The 17,392-nt window shown below is 68.8% G+C and carries 17 protein-coding genes; 11 read left to right on the top strand and 6 right to left on the bottom strand.

Annotated features, from left to right (window positions below; genetic code table 11):
- Positions 1–44 precede the first annotated feature (44 nt).
- The 4 genes from DEJ17_RS10395 to DEJ17_RS17960 all read right to left on the bottom strand — a co-directional run bounded on the left by DEJ17_RS10395 (position 45) and on the right by DEJ17_RS17960 (position 7,125).
- Positions 45–1,349, bottom strand: coding sequence for a PLP-dependent aminotransferase family protein (locus DEJ17_RS10395; protein ID WP_110893640.1), 1,305 nt, complete (start codon positions 1,347–1,349; stop codon positions 45–47).
- Positions 1,350–1,499: 150 nt separating this feature from the next.
- Positions 1,500–1,826 carry a thioredoxin gene (trxA, locus tag DEJ17_RS10390; RefSeq protein ID WP_017887828.1) on the bottom strand — a complete coding sequence of 109 codons (327 nt, stop codon included), beginning with the start codon at positions 1,824–1,826 and terminating at the stop codon, positions 1,500–1,502.
- Between the two features lie 66 nt (positions 1,827–1,892).
- Complete coding sequence (gene trxB / locus DEJ17_RS10385; RefSeq protein ID WP_110893638.1) at positions 1,893–2,891, bottom strand: thioredoxin-disulfide reductase; 999 nt, start codon at positions 2,889–2,891, stop codon at positions 1,893–1,895.
- Positions 2,892–2,985: 94 nt separating this feature from the next.
- Positions 2,986–7,125, bottom strand: a complete 4,140-nt coding sequence (locus tag DEJ17_RS17960) for a DUF6049 family protein (protein WP_220033633.1) — start codon at positions 7,123–7,125, stop codon at positions 2,986–2,988.
- A gap of 127 nt (positions 7,126–7,252) precedes the next feature.
- Between DEJ17_RS17960 and DEJ17_RS10375 the strand changes: the two genes are divergently transcribed.
- The 6 genes from DEJ17_RS10375 (at position 7,253) to dnaB (ending at position 12,599) form a co-directional block, all read left to right on the top strand.
- Positions 7,253–8,692: a CCA tRNA nucleotidyltransferase gene (locus DEJ17_RS10375; RefSeq protein ID WP_110893720.1), complete on the top strand. Its 1,440-nt coding sequence runs from the start codon at positions 7,253–7,255 to the stop codon at positions 8,690–8,692.
- Positions 8,693–8,883: 191 nt separating this feature from the next.
- Positions 8,884–9,267 carry a 30S ribosomal protein S6 gene (gene rpsF / locus DEJ17_RS10370; protein WP_027466903.1) on the top strand — a complete coding sequence of 128 codons (384 nt, stop codon included), beginning with the start codon at positions 8,884–8,886 and terminating at the stop codon, positions 9,265–9,267.
- A gap of 3 nt (positions 9,268–9,270) precedes the next feature.
- On the top strand, positions 9,271–9,840 hold the full coding sequence (locus DEJ17_RS10365) for a single-stranded DNA-binding protein (RefSeq protein WP_110862690.1): 570 nt from the start codon (positions 9,271–9,273) through the stop codon (positions 9,838–9,840).
- Between the two features lie 100 nt (positions 9,841–9,940).
- Positions 9,941–10,198 carry a 30S ribosomal protein S18 gene (gene rpsR, locus DEJ17_RS10360; RefSeq protein WP_017887834.1) on the top strand — a complete coding sequence of 86 codons (258 nt, stop codon included), beginning with the start codon at positions 9,941–9,943 and terminating at the stop codon, positions 10,196–10,198.
- 14 nt (positions 10,199–10,212) lie between these two features.
- A complete protein-coding gene (rplI, locus tag DEJ17_RS10355; protein WP_027466901.1) occupies positions 10,213–10,665 on the top strand; it encodes a 50S ribosomal protein L9 in 453 nt (150 codons plus the stop codon).
- A 569-nt stretch (positions 10,666–11,234) separates the two neighbouring features.
- On the top strand, positions 11,235–12,599 hold the full coding sequence (gene dnaB / locus DEJ17_RS10350; protein WP_031260130.1) for a replicative DNA helicase: 1,365 nt from the start codon (positions 11,235–11,237) through the stop codon (positions 12,597–12,599).
- 125 nt (positions 12,600–12,724) lie between these two features.
- Here dnaB and DEJ17_RS10345 read toward each other — a convergent pair whose 3' ends face one another.
- On the bottom strand, positions 12,725–13,159 hold the full coding sequence (locus DEJ17_RS10345; RefSeq protein ID WP_146239690.1) for a hypothetical protein: 435 nt from the start codon (positions 13,157–13,159) through the stop codon (positions 12,725–12,727).
- 283 nt (positions 13,160–13,442) lie between these two features.
- Between DEJ17_RS10345 and DEJ17_RS10340 the strand changes: the two genes are divergently transcribed.
- The 4 genes from DEJ17_RS10340 to DEJ17_RS10325 all read left to right on the top strand — a co-directional run bounded on the left by DEJ17_RS10340 (position 13,443) and on the right by DEJ17_RS10325 (position 15,986).
- Positions 13,443–13,913: a hypothetical protein gene (locus DEJ17_RS10340; RefSeq protein WP_146239689.1), complete on the top strand. Its 471-nt coding sequence runs from the start codon at positions 13,443–13,445 to the stop codon at positions 13,911–13,913.
- A gap of 53 nt (positions 13,914–13,966) precedes the next feature.
- The gene (locus DEJ17_RS10335) at positions 13,967–14,386 is read left to right on the top strand and encodes a MauE/DoxX family redox-associated membrane protein (RefSeq protein WP_110893632.1); all 420 of its coding nucleotides are present in this window, start codon (positions 13,967–13,969) and stop codon (positions 14,384–14,386) included.
- Positions 14,387–14,457: 71 nt separating this feature from the next.
- Entirely contained in the window at positions 14,458–15,018 is a 561-nt protein-coding gene (locus DEJ17_RS10330) for an MOSC domain-containing protein (protein ID WP_110893631.1), read from the top strand.
- The gene (locus DEJ17_RS10325) at positions 15,018–15,986 is read left to right on the top strand and encodes an NAD-dependent epimerase/dehydratase family protein (protein ID WP_110893629.1); all 969 of its coding nucleotides are present in this window, start codon (positions 15,018–15,020) and stop codon (positions 15,984–15,986) included. Before DEJ17_RS10330 ends, DEJ17_RS10325 begins: the two co-directional genes overlap by 1 nt.
- Before the next feature lie 23 nt (positions 15,987–16,009).
- Here DEJ17_RS10325 and DEJ17_RS10320 read toward each other — a convergent pair whose 3' ends face one another.
- On the bottom strand, positions 16,010–16,456 hold the full coding sequence (locus DEJ17_RS10320) for a MarR family winged helix-turn-helix transcriptional regulator (RefSeq protein WP_146239688.1): 447 nt from the start codon (positions 16,454–16,456) through the stop codon (positions 16,010–16,012).
- Positions 16,457–16,632: 176 nt separating this feature from the next.
- Between DEJ17_RS10320 and DEJ17_RS10315 the strand changes: the two genes are divergently transcribed.
- Positions 16,633–17,286: a hypothetical protein gene (locus DEJ17_RS10315; protein ID WP_110893625.1), complete on the top strand. Its 654-nt coding sequence runs from the start codon at positions 16,633–16,635 to the stop codon at positions 17,284–17,286.
- Positions 17,287–17,392: the final 106 nt, after the last annotated feature.

Here is a 17,392-nt window from a genome sequence, read left to right as displayed (position 1 = left end):
TGGAACTGCGGTGCTGTGCGATCAGCACTGAGGAAAAGCGCTGATCAGGAGATGTTCGGCGGCGGTGCGCTGACGGACGAGGTCTCACGGACCACGTTGTTGGGGCGGGTTGTCGGGCCGAACGTCTCGATGAGTTCGAGCTCGTCGTTGACGACGTTGGCCAGACGCTTGACCCCCACCCGGATCTGCTCCGGCGTGGGGTAGCAGAACGACAGACGGATGTGTCCGCCCCCGCGTCCGTCGGCGTAGAACGCGGTGCCGGGCGTGTAGGCCACGAGCTCCTTGACCGCGCGCGGCAGCATGCCCTTGGAGTCGAGGGACTCGGGCAGGGTCAGCCACACGAAGAAGCCACCGTTCGGCTTCGTCCAGGACAGGTCCGGCAGGAACTCCCCCAGCGCGGACAGCATGGCGTCACGACGCTCGGCGTAGATGCCCCGGAAGGTGTCGACCTGACCCTTCCAGTCGGCGGCGTCGAGGTACGCGTTGACGACGTACTGCCCGAAGGAGTTCGGCGCGAGGACGGCTGATTCGTTGGCGAGCACGAGCTTCTCGCGGATGGCGTGCGGCGCGAGTGCCCAGCCGACGCGGAACCCTGGTGCGAGGGTCTTCGAGAAGGAGCCGAGGTACACCACGCCCTCTTCGTCGATCGACCGGATCGCCTGTGGTGCCGGCTCGTCGAACCACAGGAGCCCGTACGGGTTGTCCTCGAGCACCAGGATGTTGTTCGACCGGCAGATGTCGAGCACCTCGATGCGGCGCTCGCGGCTCATCGTGACGCCGGCCGGGTTGTGGAAGTTCGGGATCGTGTAGAGGAACTTGATCCGCTTGCCCCGGGTGCGGAGGTTCGCGATCGCCTCGCGCAGCGCTTCGGGGACGAGACCGAGCTCGTCCGTCGTCACGTGCACCGTCTCGGCCTGGTACGACCGGAAGACACCGATCGCGCCGACGTAGGACGGCGACTCGGCGAGCACGACGTCGCCCGGATCGATGAACAGCCGTGTGACGAGGTCGAGGGCGTGCTGCGAGCCGGTGGTGACCACGACGTCCTCGGCGCTGGCACGGATGCCCTCGAGGCTCATGACGTCCACGATGTGCTCACGGAGGGACCGCAGGCCCTGACCCCCGCCGTACTGGAGCGCCATGGCGGCGTCCTCGTTCATGACACGGTCCAGGGAGCCCGTGACGAGCTCTCTGGGGAGCGCGGAGACGAACGGCATTCCGCCGGCCAGCGAGACCACTTCGGGGCGCGAGGCGACGGCGAACAGTGCTCGGACCTCGGAGGCGCTCAGCCCGGCGGTGCGCTGGGCGTAGGAGTCGTACCAGGGGTCGAGGCTGTTGCCGTTCGTCATCGAGTGCTCCGTTCAGTAGGACATTCCCGCCACACTACGACATCGGCCCGGGGAACCCGGGTTCCGGGTCGGGGCCGATCGTCATCCCGTGGCTCCGGACGAGAACGGCCCCGCTCTCCGGGGAGAGCGGGGCCGTTCGTGTGGGGCGACCTACGCGAGGAACTCGGCGAGGTCGGCCTCGAGTGCGGGCTTCGGCTTGGCGCCGATGACGGTCTTGACGACCTCGCCACCCTTGAAGACCTTCATCGCCGGGATCGACGTGATCTGGTAGTTCATGGCCGACTGGGGGTTGTCGTCCACGTTGAGCTTCACGATCTCGATCTTGCCGGCGTGCTCTTCGGCGATCTGGTCGAGGATCGGCGAGACCGCGCGACACGGCCCACACCACTCGGCCCAGAAGTCGACGAGGATCGTCTTGTCGGACTTCAGGACTTCGTCCGAGAAGGTGGCGTCGGTGACAGCCTTGGCGTTGGACATGTGTGCTCCTTCGAGAAGTCGTTCAGGGGGTACAACGGCGATGCCGTCGTGGTATTCCGAGGCGGGTCAGGCCCGTGCGGCGATGACGTCGACCATGGCGGGCTCGGTCGGACCGACGCCCTCGGCCTCGTCCGTCAGTGCGTCGTCGAGCTCGGCGAGGTAGTTCTCGGCGTCGAGCGCGGCGACCGTGCCGGAACCCGCAGCCGTGATGGCCTGGCGGTAGGTCGGGTCGATGACGTCACCGGCGGCGAAGACACCCGGCAGGTTGGTCTTCGACGAGCGGCCCTGGACGGCGATCGTGCCCTCGGGCGCGATGTCGATCTGGCCGTGGATCAGGTGCGTGCGCGGGTCGTTGCCGATCGCGATGAACAGGCCGTCCAGCGCGAGCTCGGACTCCTCGCCCGTCACGGTGTCCTTGAGCGTGACGCCCTCGACCGCGGAGTCACCCGTGATGCCGGTGACCTCCTTGTTCCAGGCGAACTCGATCTTCGGGTCGTTCATCGCGCGGTCCTGCATGATCTTCGACGCACGCAGGGAGTCCTTGCGGTGGATGACCGTCACCTTGTCGGCGAAGCGGGTGAGGAACGTCGCCTCTTCCATGGCGGAGTCGCCACCGCCGACGACGGCGATGTTCTTCTGGCGGAAGAAGAAGCCGTCGCAGGTCGCGCACCACGAGACTCCGTGGCCGGAGAGACGCTCTTCGTCGGCGAGACCGAGGTGACGGTACGCGGAGCCGGTGGCGTAGATGACGGCGAGGGCCTCGTACGTCTCGCCGGAGCCGACCGTGACCTTCTTGACCTTGCCGGTGAGGTCGACGGAGACGGCGTCGTCGTACAGGACCTCGGCGCCGAACTTCTCGGCCTGTTCCTGCATCTTGATCATGAGGTCCGGGCCCTGGATGCCCTCGGGGAAGCCGGGGAAGTTCTCGACCTCGGTCGTCTTGGTGAGTTCACCGCCCGTCTCGACACTGGAGGCGACGATGAGCGGCTTGAGCTCTGCGCGCGCTGCGTAGATGCCGGCGGTGAACCCGGCCGGGCCGGAACCGATGATGATGAGCTGGCGCATGCCTGATTGCCCTTCCGTTGCGTCTGACGGGGTCAACCCATCGTACCGGCGAGGCATTCCACACGGCCCGTGAGCGTGTGGTGCTCGGCAGGGATCAGCGGCCGAGCTTGCTGCGGAGCATCCGGACGGCGTTGCCGATCTCACCGTTCTTCGCGACGACGAGGGCTCCGAAGTACACGGCCGCCATCACCGCGCCGGCGAGGACGAGGGTGATGAGCGCTCCGGTGAAGTCGGCCATCGCGAAGCCGCTCGCCGAGAACGCCCCGAAGAAGTTCACGACGAGGAGTCCCGCGACGCCCGCGATGAGCGCGGCGATGACGAACTGCACGTGCGAACGGGTGACCACCGGTCCTTCGATGCCACCGAGCCGCTTGCGGACGAGCACCAGGGCGACGATCGTCTGCGCGGTGCCCGCGAGTGTGGTGCACGCTGCGATCGCGACACCGATCGCCTCGTTCGGGAGCGTGGTGACCGCGAGGGCGCCGATCACGAACAGCACCGACTGGACGCACTGCATGAGGAACGGCGTCCGGTGGTCGTGCATCGCCCAGAAGACGCGCTGGATGATGAACAACATGCTGAAGAGCACGAGCCCCGGCATGTAGGCCAGCAGGACCGCGCCGATCGACAGTGCCCCGTCGAAGGTGTTGGAGAACATGCGCCCGAACGGAACGGCGACGACCATCAGCGCGATCGCTGCGAAGACCGTGAACAGTCCCACGATCCGCAGCGAGAGCGACAGGTTCTTCCGTACGGCGCCGAGGTCGCCTCGTTCCGCGTCGTGGCTCATCCGTGTGAAGTACGCCGTCGCGATGGAGACCGTGATGATCGAGTGCGGCAGCATGAAGAGCAGCCAGGCGTTCTGCAGCACCGCATTGCCCGCGGCACCGGAACCCAGCGATGCGACGCGCGACTGCACGATGCCCGCCAGCTGGGTGACGAGGATCATGGCGAAGAGCCACCCGGCCGCCGTGCCCGTCGACTTCAGGCCGACGCCACGCCAGCGGAAGTCAGGGCGGAAGCTCAGGCCCGCCCGGCGCCAGAAGAACGGCAGGAAGGCGGCCTGAGCGAGCACGCCCAGGGTCGCACTACCGGCGAGGACGGCGATCTTGAGCGGAGTCCAGTCGTCGACGCCGGAGTTCGCGGCCCTGCCGCCGAACATGGCGATGAAGACGACGAGCCCGGCGATCGAGATGACGTTGTTGATGAGCGGCGCCCACGTGAACGGGCCGAACACCTGTTTCGCGTTGAGGACTTCGCCGAGCAGGGAGTACATCGCGTAGAAGAGGATCTGCGGCAGGCACCAGAACGCGAACGCCACCGCGAGGTCGATCTGACCGGGCGTGAACCCCTTGCCGTCGTCCGACGCGGTCTGCGCGTACACCTGCACGAGCAGCGGGGCGATGAGGGTCGCGACGATGGCGATGACGATGAACAGGGAACCGCCGAGCGTCACGATCTTGTTGACGTAGGCCGTGCCACCGTCGGTGTGCTGCTTCATCGCACGCACGATCTGCGGGATGAGGACGGCGGACAACAGGCCACCCGCGATCAGCGCGTAGATGTTGTTCGGGAGCTGGTTGGAGACCGCGAATGCATCCGCCGCCGGCGATTGCGTCTGACCGATCGCGTACGCCAGCACGAAGGTCTTCGCGAAGCCGAGGATGCGCGACAGCATCGTCCCCGCGGCGAGCATGGCGCTCGCCCGGCCGAGGCTGCGCTCAGCGACCGGCTCGGCGTCGACGTCGGGCTGGGGCTGGCTGGCGCTGATGGTCGGCTCCTCGGGGTCGCGGTCGTCGGCGACGGTGCTGCGTGCGGCGTCGGACGGGAGGCCCGGTTCGGCTCCGGCGCGCGCGATGGCGTCGTGCAGGGGGCCGTGGTCCACCGCCGCGTTCGCCGCTGCACCCGGCGCTGCGGTCGCCGCCCCGGCGGTGGACGCGGCCCCGCTGGGTGCGGGAGCCGCTCCGGAGCGGTGATCCGTGCCTCCAGGCCGCGTCACGGGTGCCTGCGCGCCCCCGACCGTCGGCTGGACCGCCAGGGGGCGGTTCGGGTCGTCGTCGTCCTCATCGTCGAGCTCGCCGTTGCGGCGGCGGATGCGCTTGCGGATGCTGCGGAAGATGCCGAAGCCGAAGATGCCGATCAGGGCGATCGCGGCGACCGCGGTGATGACCGTCTCCCACTGGGCCTGCACGTTCAGCTCGACGGTCGCGGGCTGGGCCACGGCGACGCCCGTCGGGCTCGAGAGCGACATCGTCAGCTCGACCCTGCCGTTCGCGACCGACTGCACGGGGACGGTGGCGCGCGTGGACGAGTCGGGCTGGATCTCGACGACGATGTCGTTGCGGACGACGCGCAGCGCGGAGTTGGACGGCTGCACGGACAGGTGCACCGTGACCGGGTAGTCCGAGCTGTTGCGGATGGACACCGGCAGCGATGACCGGTCGCCGAGCAGGGTGAGGCTGCTCGAGTCGACGATCCCGACCTCGGTGGTGCTCTTCGCCCAGGCTGCCGTGCGCGCGTCGACCGCGGCGGCGAGCCCCTGGTCGTCGTCACGCCACGCGTTCGAGGCGAGTGCGAGCAGACGGAGCCGAGCCGGGGCGGTCAGCTGGTTCGGGTCTCCGAGGATCGTCGCGAACGCGGAGAGCCCCTGTTCTCCGCGCACGAGTCGCCGGAGCTGGTCGATGCGGGCCTCGCCGGTGGACGCGCTGGCGAGCGTGAGCGACCCGGCGACGGCCTTCGAGGCGGTGGAGAGGTCGGCCGGAGCGACCCAGGCGGTGCTCTCGAGGGCGTCGAGCGCCTGGCTGAGCCGGGCGGAGTCGGACGGCCACTCGCGCCCGAGGGTCAGCAGGATCGGCCCCGTGGCGGTGGCGGCACGGGCCGAGGTGGCCAGCGTCGCGGTGAGCTCGGACATCGTCGACGACCAGCTCTGCCGGTCGGTGGCGGTGGCGGCTCGGCGGAGCATCGACGACATCGACTGGTCGGAGACGAGCACGTGGTCGTCGCCGATCTTCTCGGACGCGGTGATGGTGGTGTCCGCGCCAGCCGAGGTGTTGCCGCTCGAGACGATGGTGGTCTTCGTTCCGGCACGCTCGAGGGCGGGCAGGTCGGCGGAGGACACCGTTCCCTCGGTCGGCCATGCGATCGAGTCCATCGAGTACGGGAAGTCGAGCAGGGACTCCGTGGTCGGCAGGGTCTGCTGCGCCTGGTCGGTACCGTCGCCGGTCGTCGCGCTGTCGCTCGAGGCCTCGGTGGGGGCCGGCGACGAGGTCTGCCCCGGCGTGGCCGTCGGTGTCGGTGCCGGGGTCTCGGCGCCGGGGAAGTTCTCGGACTTGACGGACTGGTCGAGGGAGATCGGCGACAGGATGCCGTCGGACCCGGCCTGGCGCAGGCCGGTGACGTCGGCGTCGGCGTAGGGCAGTGCGAAGGTCTCGTTGCGCAGTGACTGGAGACGCTGCAGCCAGGTGACCGCGCTCGACGGCGCGTTGTCGCCGAGGATCCGGATCGAGGCGATGATCCGCGGGTCGACGGCCACGGCGACGTTGTGGTCCTCGGCCGCGTCGAGCTGCTGCGTGAGCGTGCCGTCCACCGAGGTCGCGGCGGCCAGCACGGGTGCGGTGAGGATGCCGTCGGTCGACTTCGGCACGGTGACCGGCATCGCGACGGAGACGCTGACCGGGGCCTGTTCGAAGTCCGGGTACCAGGTGATCGCGGAGCGGTCGACGGCGAAGGCGTCACCCGCGGTGTACTCGGCCGCGATGCGCCGAGCACCGAATGAGGAGTACCCGCCGAGCGCCACGTTGCCGGAGACGATGTGAACCGAGTCGATGGTGACCGAACGGTGCGCCGGGATCGCCGGGATGTCCACGGAGTCCATCGGCGCGCCGAGGTAACCGGTCGTGGTGGTGTCATCGAGCCAGCTCGCCAGGACGTCGCGCGTGCTCACCGAGCGGAAGATGTCGAACTCGGCGGTGCCGGCTGGCAGGGCCGCGTCGGTGTCGTTCGTGACGGTCACCGAGAGGGTGAGGTCCTGGTCGCGCTGGACGATCCCGCGGTTCGCGGGGGCGATCGAGATGGTCGCCTTCCCTGCGTCGGCCGTTGCCGGGTCGGCGACGTGGCTCTTGGCCGCGGACATCGTCGCGGCCGAGGCGTGATCGGTGGTGACGGGCGCGACGACCAGGCCGAGCGCGACGAGGGTCGACGCGACTGCGGCGAGCGTGGTGCGGAGCATCTGCATACGGGGAGCGGGCCACGGGGTCGGTTCGGGCCGAGCACGAGTGTATGAGGCGCGACCATGAACAGGTCCCGTGCGCGCGCGGCTTGTGGAGAACTCGGGGCCTCGATCTGGGAGGATGAGCACCGTCATGCAGTCCGTTGCCCAGGCCGTCGAACGACTCGACGCACTCGCCACCACCGAGCCCGTCGACCTCCTCGCTCGGGCCTTCGCCGACGCCGGCCACGAACTCGCCCTCGTCGGCGGGCCCGTCCGCGACGCGTTCCTCGGCCGTCCGGTGACCGATCTCGACTTCACCACCGACGCCCGGCCGGACGACATCCTGCGCATCGTGGAGCCCATCGCGAGCGCCACCTGGGACGTCGGTCGCCAGTTCGGCACCATCGCCGCACGGGTCGCCGGCGAGCAGGTCGAGATCACCACGTACCGCAGCGACGTCTACGACGGCGAGACCCGCAAGCCCGAGGTCGCGTTCGGCGACACCATCGAGGACGACCTGCTCCGTCGCGACTTCACCGTCAACGCGATGGCCCTGCGGCTGCCGGACCGCGAGCTCGTCGACGTGCACGGCGGCGTCGAGGACCTGCTCGCCGCACGGCTCCGGACGCCCCAGACCGCGGTCGTCTCGTTCCGCGACGACCCCCTGCGGATGATGCGTGCGGCGCGGTTCACATCGCAGCTCGGCTTCACCGTCGACGACGACGTGCGGGCCGCGATGCAGGAACTCGTCGCGTCGATCGACATCGTGTCCGCCGAGCGGGTCCGCGACGAGCTCGTCAAGCTGCTCAACACGGACGACCCGGTCCCCGGCCTCCGGCTGCTCGTCGACACCGGCCTCGCCGAGCGGTTCCTGCCGGAGCTGCCCGAGATGCGGCTCGAGGTCGACGAGCACCACCACCACAAGGACGTCTACGAGCACTCGCTCACCGTGCTCGAGCAGGCCATCGGGTACGAGGCCGAGCGGCACGCCGGAGACCCCCCGGACACCGTGCTCCGGCTCGCGGCGCTGTTGCACGACATCGGCAAGCCCGCCACGCGCAAGCTCGAGCCCGGCGGCGCCGTGAGCTTCCACCACCACGACCTGGTCGGGTCGAAGATGGCGAAGAAGCGACTCCGTGCGCTCCGCTTCGACAACGACACCATCGCCGCGGTGTCCCGCCTGATCGAGCTGCACCTGCGCTTCTTCGGGTACACCGAGGGCGCCTGGACCGACTCCGCCGTCCGTCGCTACGTCCGTGACGCCGGACCCCAGCTCGAACGGCTGCACGAGCTCACCCGGTCGGACGTCACCACCCGCAACCGCCGCAAGGCCGACCGGCTGGCGTTCGCCTACGACGACCTCGAGGACCGCATCGAGGTCCTGTCCAAGCAGGAGGAGCTCGAGTCGATCCGTCCTGACCTGACCGGCGACGACATCATGCGGATCCTCGACATCCCGCCGGGGCGTGCCGTGGGCGAGGCCTACCGGTTCCTGCTCGAGGCCCGGATGGACGAAGGACCCCTCGGGCCCGAGACGGCCGAGGAGCGCCTGCGCGAGTGGTGGGGCGCCCGAGGCGACACCGGCGCCTGAGGCACCGGCGCCTGAGACGCGACCGCCTGACGGGCGGGACCGCTGTCCACAGGCCGGTGGCGCGCCTCCAGGCAGTCCGGTAGGCTACCCAGGTTGCCCCTCGCGCACCTGCGTGGTCTGGGGCACATGCATCAACCCTCCTGCCCCGGGAACCGCCCGGGGCCGCTGAGACCAGAGGAGGTGGGTTCCGCATGCACCAGTACGAACTGATGGCGATCCTCGACCCCGAGATCGATGAGCGCACCGTCGCTCCCAGCCTGGACAAGTTCCTGGCCGTGATCCGCAACGCGGGTGGCACCGTCGACAACGTGGACGTCTGGGGCCGTCGCCGGCTCGCTTACGAGATCGCGAAGAAGTCCGAGGGCATCTACGCCGTCGTCGACTTCACGTCGTCGCCCGAGGCCGCCAAGGAGCTCGACCGTCAGCTCGGTCTCTCCGAGGCCGTGCTCCGCACGAAGGTCCTCCGCGCTGAAGAGGGCATCGCGCAGGTCGCCGCCCAGAAGCAGCGTGACGAGGCCCGCGCGGCCCGCAAGGCCGCCAACGCCTCCGCAACCGCGACCGCGAGCGCCGAGTAACCCGTGGCCGGCGAAACCGTCATCACGGTGGTGGGCAACCTCACCGCGGACCCCGAGCTGCGTTACACGCAGAACGGGCTCGCCGTGGCGAACTTCACCATCGCGTCGACCCCTCGCACGTTCGACCGTCAGGCGAACGAGTGGAAGGACGGCGATGCGCTGTTCCTCCGCGCGAGTGTGTGGCGCGAGTTCGCCGAGCACGTGGCGGGGTCGCTGACGAAGGGCTCGCGCGTCATCGCGCAGGGTCGTCTGCGTCAGCGTTCCTACCAGGACCGTGAGGGCCAGCAGCGCACGAGCATCGAGCTCGAGGTCGACGAGATCGGCCCGTCGCTCCGCTACGCGACCGCACAGATCACCCGCGCAGCGGGTGGCAGTGGCGGCGGTCGTGGCCAGGTCGGCGGCGGCGGCAACGCCCCCGCGGGCAACGGCGGCGGCAACTGGAACAACAACGGCGGCGGTCAGTCGGACGCGCCCTGGTCTCCCCAGGGCGGCCAGCAGGGTGGCGGCAACGCACAGTCGAACGACGTGTGGAGCACCCCCGGCGGCAACTTCGACGACGAGACCCCGTTCTGATCGGAGCACGCAGCGCCGCCTGACAGCGGCAACTGCGGGTTCCGGACTGATCCTCCCGGTTCCGACGGACACACAACTTTTCTTCTAAGGACAAATCACTATGGCTGGAAAGAGCACCGGCGACCGCCGGAAGCCTCGCGGCAAGGGCGGCAAGAACGCTGCTCCCGCGAAGTCGATCAAGGTCGGCGTCATCGACTACAAGGACGTTGCGACCCTTCGCAAGTTCATCTCGGAGCGTGGAAAGATCCGCGCCCGTCGCATCACCGGCGTCTCCGTCCAGGAGCAGCGCCTCATCGCCCGTGCCGTGAAGAACGCCCGTGAGATGGCGCTCCTCCCCTACGCCGGCTCCGGCCGCTGATCGGAGGTCGACACATGTCGAAGCTCATCCTCACCCACGAGGTCTCCGGCCTCGGTTCCGCTGGTGACGTCGTCGACGTCAAGAACGGCTACGCCCGCAACTACCTCATCCCCCAGGGCTTCGCTGTCGCGTGGTCCAAGGGCGGCGAGAAGCAGGTCGAGTCGATCCGTGCCGCGCGTACCGCGCGCGAGCTCGCCACCATCGAAGAGGCACAGGACCTCAAGATGAAGCTCGAGAACGCAACCATCACCCTGTCGGTCAAGGCCGGCAAGGACGGTCGTCTGTTCGGTTCCGTCCGTCCGGGCGACGTCGCTGACGCCGTCCAGGCGCAGGGCGTCGGCTCGCTCGACAAGCGCAAGGTCGAGGTCCCCGCGACCATCAAGACCGTCGGTGACCACGAGGCCACCGTGCGCCTGCGCGAGGACATCACTGCCGTGATCTCGCTCAAGGTCGTCGCTGCCAAGTAGCACTGACGTTCCGCTCCACGACGGGCGGGTCTCCTCCGGGAGGCCCGCCCGTCGTTGCGTTCCGGGGGCGGTCGCGAGGCTTGTCCTACGGCTGTCGCCGACATGGTCACGGGCCTGGAGGCGCAGCTCGACTCGTGCTGGCTGGTTACGGTTCAGACGGGGTCGCGCTGGCTGGGAACAGGCCGAGAACTCTTCCCACAGGAGGGGTGCTTGTCAAGTCGTTTTACACAGTGGAAACGTGTCAAATCGGAACCTTCAAGGGGTACTTGAACCCCACTTTTCCACACACAGTGTGCAACAGAAAAGCCCAGGTCAAGTGATCGAAAGTGTGTTCGTACACCTTTTTTTCCACAGGCCCCTCCACAGTTCTCCACACAGCACTCCGGCGTGTTCCGCAGGCTCTCCACAGAGTTATCCACAGGGCCGTTTGTTGGGGATAACTCTGGGGCCATACGTTGGCCCAGCGACTCGGGGATGTCGGTCGCCGGGGGTAGAAACAGGGGTGCGGGTTCCCGCCGGTGGGTGCTGTCCCGCCGGTTCAGGTCCGTGTCGTCAACAGAGGAGAGCGTGTGTCGATCGCACATCTTGAGCCCGCACCGCAGGACTACGCGGAGCGCGGCATGGAACGCACCCCGCCGCACGACATGCTCGCGGAGCAGTCGACCATCGGTGGCATGCTCCTGTCGAAGGACGCCGTCGCCGACGTCATCGAGACCGCCCGCGGTGTGGACTTCTACGTCCCCAAGCACGAGGTCATCTTCGACGCGATCCTGTCGCTCTACTCGCACGGTGAACCCACCGACGTCATCGCCGTCACCGACGAGCTGACCAAGACCGGTCTGCTGTCCCGCGCCGGCGGCGCCGAGTACCTGCACAGCGTCACGAGCATGGTGCCGACCGCCGCGAACGCCGGCTACTACGCCGGCATCGTCGCCGAGAAGGCCGTGCTGCGGCGCCTGGTCGACGCCGGCACCCGCATCGTGCAGATGGGTTACGCGTCAGAGGGTGAGGTCACCGACCTCGTCAACAGCGCGCAGGCCGAGGTCTACAACGTCGCCGGTGGTGTGCAGACCGAGGACTACGTCCCGCTGACCGACGCCATCTCCGCCGCGCTCGACGAGATCGAGGCCGCCAAGGGCCGCGACGGCCAGATGACCGGCGTGCCGACCGGGTTCGCGCAGCTCGACGGCCTGACGAACGGGTTCCACCCCGGACAGCTCATCATCGTCGCCGCCCGCCCCGCCCTGGGCAAGTCGACGCTGGCGCTCGACCTGTGTCGCGCCGCCGCCATCAAGCACGACCAGACCGCCGCCTTCTTCTCGCTCGAGATGGGTCGCGCCGAGATCGCGATGCGTCTGCTCTCCGCCGAGACCAGCGTGCCGCTGCAGAACATGCGCAAGGGCACCGTGGACTCCCGCGACTGGACCACCATCGCGCAGACCCGCGGCCGCATCAACGACGCCCCGTTCTTCATCGACGACTCCCCCAACATGACGCTCGTCGAGATCCGCGCCAAGTGCCGTCGGCTCAAGCAGCAGCACAACCTGAAGCTCGTGGTCATCGACTACCTGCAGCTGATGACCTCGGGCAAGAAGGTCGAGAGCCGCCAGCAAGAGGTCTCCGAGTTCTCGCGTGCCCTGAAGCTGATGGCCAAGGAGCTCCAGGTCCCCGTCATCGCACTGTCGCAGCTCAACCGTGGGCCCGAGCAGCGTGCCGACAAGAAGCCGGCGATCTCCGACCTGCGTGAGTCCGGCTCCATCGAGCAGGACGCCGACATGGTCATCCTGCTGCACCGCGAGTCGGCGTACGAGAAGGACAACCCGCGTCAGGGTGAGGCGGACCTGATCGTGGCGAAGCACCGTAACGGACCGACGGACACCATCACCGTGGCGTTCCACGGGATGTTCTCGCGGTTCGTTGACATGCCGCAGTAGGCGTTCTTGCTGTCGTCCGCCAGCTGACTTGTCCGACTGACACTCAACGGGTCTGAAATACCGACATGGACGCGTTGTTCGGCAGCGGTGCCGGCGCATGAGCAGCTGTGTCGTGGCGCTGCTGGTCAGCGGCACGCCCAATCGGTTCCGAAGGCTTCGTGCACTCGCCGGAGTGCTTCGGGGTTCCCCCACTCGTCGACCTCTGAGCAGTCGGCCGACGACCGCGCGGCCACGAGGCCCCAGTTGCCGACGCTCTGCCACGCGTACCAGGCGTCGGAATTCGAGCTCGAGGATGCGCCGCCGCCACCTTGCTGCTCCGGAAGCTGCAGCTGCTCACCGTCGGGGAAGACCAGCACCTGACCCACCGGGTCACAAGTCGGCAGGCGCGTCGTGTCCAACTGCTCGACCGAGACCGGCACTGCAGTGGCGCACGGCGACAACGTGGCTTCCCCCGCGGAGAGCGTCAGGAAGTCGTCGTCCCGATCGTGCTGGGCACAACCGACGAGCGCGACTGCGGCCAGAGTGAGGACCGCGGGTGCGGTCAGGAACTGAGGAATCACCACACCAGTCTTGTCGTCGTCCGGCTTCTCGGGTTCACTGCGCTCATGGGTCTCGTCGAAGCAACAGCGTCGTGTGTCGAGTCAGTTCCGGAATGCAACGACACGATGAGCGCATCCACTGACCTGCTGTCGGCGGCGGGGCTCGCATCGGCCGTCATCGTCGCGGTGCTCGTGGTCTTCGTCGTGATCGTCCTGCGGCGTCGTCGTCGGCGGTAGGGCTCTCGCCTCTCGGCCGCGGGACACTTCGGCGTGTTAAGTTGTGCACAACCTAATGGAGCGCAACGTGAACCTGCTCAGCTGGATCGACCTCGTCACCGGTGGCCTGCTCGCCGGGCACGGCATCACCACGGTTCGCCGCACCCCGCTGCGCGCACGAGCCCAGCAGATGCAGCGCCGGGGCTTCGAGCCGGGCGTCCCGCACGCACTCGGCATCCCTGCCCTGCAAGTCGTGTCCGGACTCGGACTCGCCACTGCAGCGGTCCGCCGTGCACACGGGAGCAACCTGATCGGCATCGGCTCCGCCATCGCGGCGACGGCGCTCGGTGGAACGCGGCTCGTGATCGATCTCGAAGACGGCTCGGTGACGAACACGACCGGCGGTGCTGCCGCACTCACACTCGCCGGCGTGCTGCGGCTGCTCACGTCGACCCGCGGTCGTCCGGTCGCCCGGGTGCTCGCGCTCGGTGCCGCCGCTGCCGCGATCACGTTCGAGGCCGCCCGCCGCCGCCGAGTCCTCTGCAGCCGCAGCCACTGACCTCGGCTCCCCACTCCACCGAACCCCACGCCGACCGTGAAAGGCACCACCCGATGGCAACCCGCACCCCCGCAGTCCGCTCCACCCGCCCCCGGACCGTCGTCCGCATCCTGTTCGGCGCGATGCTCACCTGGGCAGGCATCAGTCACCTGACGGTTGCGCGCGAGGAGTTCCAGGCGCAGGTGCCGAAGTTCGTGCCGCTGCCGACGGACGTCACGGTGATCGCCTCCGGCGTGGTGGAGATCTCGCTCGGCGCTGCGCTGATGCTCCTGGCACGGCGTCAGGTGACCGTCGGGTGGGTCGTCGCGGTGTTCTTCCTGGCGGTCTTCCCCGGCAACATCGCGCAGTGGATGCACCACCGCGACGGGTTCGGCCTGGACACCGACACCAAGCGCTTCGTCCGCCTGCTGTTCCAGCCCGTGCTCATCGCCGTCTCCCTGTGGGCGACCAACGCACTGCGCAAGCGCCGCTGAGCAACGCCGCGCAACCGCCTCTGAACGAGGCCGCACTCGCGCCGCCGCGACCATGGGGCAGAATCGGCCCCATGAGTGGGGACGACATGGACCAGCCGCGCGTGACCGCGGTGAGCAAGGACGGCGAGCACCGGTTCAGCAAGCCGCTGGTCGACGCGGTGACGCTCGTGGCGGGGTGGGGCATCGAGGGTGATGCCCACGCCGGCACGACCGTGCAGCACCGCTCCCGGGTCGCCCGTGACCCCTCGCAGCCGAACCTGCGCCAGGTCCACCTGCTGCACGCCGAGCTGTTCGACGAGGTCGCCGAGGCCGGTTTCACGGTCGCGCCCGGCCAGATGGGCGAGAACGTCACAACCAGCGGCATCGACCTGCTCGGGTTGCCGGAGGGAACGGTGCTGCACCTCGGTGATGATGCCTCCGTCCGGGTCACCGGGTTGCGCAACCCGTGCCAGCAGATCAACGGCTTCGAGCCGGGACTCCTGCGAGCCGTGCTGGGGCGCGCCGAGGACGGCACGGTCGAACGCAAGGGCGGCGTGATGAGCGTCGTGCTCACCGGTGGCACGGTCCGGCCGGGCGATCGCATCCGGGTCGAGCTCCCCGACGGCGAACGACGACCGCTCCAGCCCGTCTGATGACGCAGCCCGTGCGACGCGTCCTGGTACTCGGTGGAACCGGCTGGCTCGGACGGACGATCGTCGACGAGCTGTTGGCCGAGGGCGCCGACGTCACCTGCCTCGCCCGGGGCACCACCGGCAATGTCCCCGAGGGAGCACGCCTCGTGCAGGCGGATCGGACTCTGCCCGGCGCCTACGAACAGGCCGCCGGCGACTGGGACGAGGTCATCGAGCTCGCCCATGCCCCCGAACTCGTCGCCCCGGCGCTCGACGCCCTCGCCGACCGGGCCGCGCACTGGACCCTGGTGTCGACGGTCTCGGTGTACGCGGACAACGACGAACCGAGCGCCGACGAGTCCGCCCGGCTGGTGGAGCCGAAGGACCCGTCCGCGTACGCCGACGCGAAGGTCCTCGCCGAGCGCATGACGCGGCTCCGGCTCGGGTCACGGCTGCTCATCGCACGCCCGGGGTTGATCGTCGGGCCCTGCGACCCGAGTGACCGGTTCGGGTACTGGCCGGCACGCTTCGATCGCGGTGGGCCGGTGCTGGTGCCGACGACGGCGGAGCGGTTCGTCCAGGTGATCGACGTCGTGGACCTCGCCGTCTGGCTCGTCCGGGCCGGGCGCGACGGGTTCGTCGGCACGGTCAACGCCGTCGGTGCTCCGGTGCCGATGCAGGACTTCTTCCGGTGCGTGGCGGAGGTCACCGGGTTCGACGACGAGCTGGTCGTGGTCGACGACGACGTCCTGCTCGCGCACGACGTGGCCTACTGGGCTGGACCGCGATCGCTCCCCCTGTGGATCCCGGTGTCGGAGGCCGGGTTCGCGCAGCGCTCCGCGGTGGCGTTCACGGACGCCGGCGGGGTGACCCGACCCCTCCGGGAGACCGTCGTGCGGGTGCTCGAGGACGAGCGTGCCCGCGGGACGGATCGCCAACGCCGTGCCGGCCTCACCTCGACGGAGGAACGGGCGATCCACACCAGGTAGACGCACGGTCCCCACGAGCGAGATCAGGACGCAGCGGCAGCCTGCTCGTACAGACTCGTCGCCAGGTCGTTGAGCACCTCGTGCAGCTCCCCGTTGTGCGCCCCGTCGACGGCCCGGAGCATCGCGGCGTACCGCTCCCGGTAGTCCGACACGACGACATCGCCCGGGGGCAGCAGGCGGAGCAGTGAGCCTCGGCGATCGGCCGGGTTCGGCGCGCGCTCGAGCAGGCCGGCGGTGCTCATCCGGTCGATCATGTTCGTCACCGCGCCCGAGGTCAGCCCCAGATACCCGGCGACCTCGGTCGGCGTGGAGTACCCGGTGTCGCTGATGAGCACCAGGGCGCGGAGGGCGTTCTCGTGCACGCCGGCACGAGCGCTCAGCTGACTCACCAGACTCGCGTTCGCGCGCACGACGGCGGTGAACGCGGCCATGAGGTCAGCCGCTTCGTCGTCGCTTCGTACTGCTGCCACGAGGGCCTGCTTCCGTGTCGGGTACCGGGGGGACAAGAGCCGTCCCCCGCACTGGGGTAAGTATACGAGTGGTCAGCTTGGTGAACCAGTGACTATCTTAACCATTGAAGCAAAACAGCCCGAAGGTCTTGCTTCCCCCAACTTCCTGAAACCACCACCGAACGAAGAGGTACCCCGTGTCCACCAAGCTCCGCACCTCCGCACTGAAGCGGGTCCGCTTCGCCCCCGTGGCGCTCCTCGCGGGTATCTTCGCCGCTGTCCTGCTCTCCCTCTCGCTCACCGGCACCCTCTCCGGGTTCGCGGCGAGCATCACCAACAGCAGCAACACCGCCGCCAGCGGCACGCTGATCATGCAGGAGCAGAACGCCGGCGCGACCGTCACCTGCCTCAGCACGGACGGCGGATCGGTCTCGACGAACTCGGCGACCTGCTCGACGATCAACAAGTTCGGCGGCAGCACGACGATGACCCCGGGCAACACGGTCAACACCGCGATCTCGATCAAGAACACGGGCACCGCGAACGCCAGCACCTTCACGCTCAACCCGGGCGCCACCTGCACCCAGTCGGCGAACGGTTCGGCCAACGGCACCGCGACCGACCTGTGCGCCAAGATGAACCTCGTCATCACCTCCGGCTCGACCACCGTGTTCAGCGGCACCCTCGCCAGCTTCAAGGGTGCGGCGGCGTCGGCCTTCACGATGCCGCAGGCTCCGGCCGCCGGCGCGAGCGTCCCCTTCAACTTCGCGGTGACCCTCGACTCCTCGGCCGGCAACACCTACCAGGGCCTCGCCGCCTCGGTCCCGATGACCTGGACCTTCACGGCCTGATCCGGCCTGATCCGGCCTGATCCGACCTAATCCGACCCCCATCACCCCTCCCCCAGACCGGCGACGCTCGGCCGTAGGGGGGTCGGCCTGTCTCTTATACACATCT

Origin of the sequence: Curtobacterium sp. MCSS17_011 (assembly GCF_003224275.1) — a bacterium.
Lineage (GTDB): Bacteria > Actinomycetota > Actinomycetes > Actinomycetales > Microbacteriaceae > Curtobacterium.
The sequence above is the reverse complement of the archived record's forward strand: the minus strand, read 5'-3'. Positions and strand labels throughout refer to the sequence as shown.

What these genes read in the sequence shown, in the direction of transcription:
- DEJ17_RS10395 (WP_110893640.1), bottom strand. Translation starts at nt 1,349, where the DNA reads ATGACGAACGGCAACAGCCTCGACCCCTGGTACGACTCCTACGCCCAG.
- trxA (WP_017887828.1), bottom strand. Translation starts at nt 1,826, where the DNA reads ATGTCCAACGCCAAGGCTGTCACCGACGCCACCTTCTCGGACGAAGTC.
- trxB (WP_110893638.1), bottom strand. Translation starts at nt 2,891, where the DNA reads ATGCGCCAGCTCATCATCATCGGTTCCGGCCCGGCCGGGTTCACCGCC.
- DEJ17_RS17960 (WP_220033633.1), bottom strand. Translation starts at nt 7,125, where the DNA reads ATGCAGATGCTCCGCACCACGCTCGCCGCAGTCGCGTCGACCCTCGTC.
- DEJ17_RS10375 (WP_110893720.1), top strand. Translation starts at nt 7,253, where the DNA reads ATGCAGTCCGTTGCCCAGGCCGTCGAACGACTCGACGCACTCGCCACC.
- rpsF (WP_027466903.1), top strand. Translation starts at nt 8,884, where the DNA reads ATGCACCAGTACGAACTGATGGCGATCCTCGACCCCGAGATCGATGAG.
- rpsR (WP_017887834.1), top strand. Translation starts at nt 9,941, where the DNA reads ATGGCTGGAAAGAGCACCGGCGACCGCCGGAAGCCTCGCGGCAAGGGC.
- rplI (WP_027466901.1), top strand. Translation starts at nt 10,213, where the DNA reads ATGTCGAAGCTCATCCTCACCCACGAGGTCTCCGGCCTCGGTTCCGCT.
- DEJ17_RS10335 (WP_110893632.1), top strand. Translation starts at nt 13,967, where the DNA reads ATGGCAACCCGCACCCCCGCAGTCCGCTCCACCCGCCCCCGGACCGTC.
- DEJ17_RS10330 (WP_110893631.1), top strand. Translation starts at nt 14,458, where the DNA reads ATGAGTGGGGACGACATGGACCAGCCGCGCGTGACCGCGGTGAGCAAG.
- DEJ17_RS10325 (WP_110893629.1), top strand. Translation starts at nt 15,018, where the DNA reads ATGACGCAGCCCGTGCGACGCGTCCTGGTACTCGGTGGAACCGGCTGG.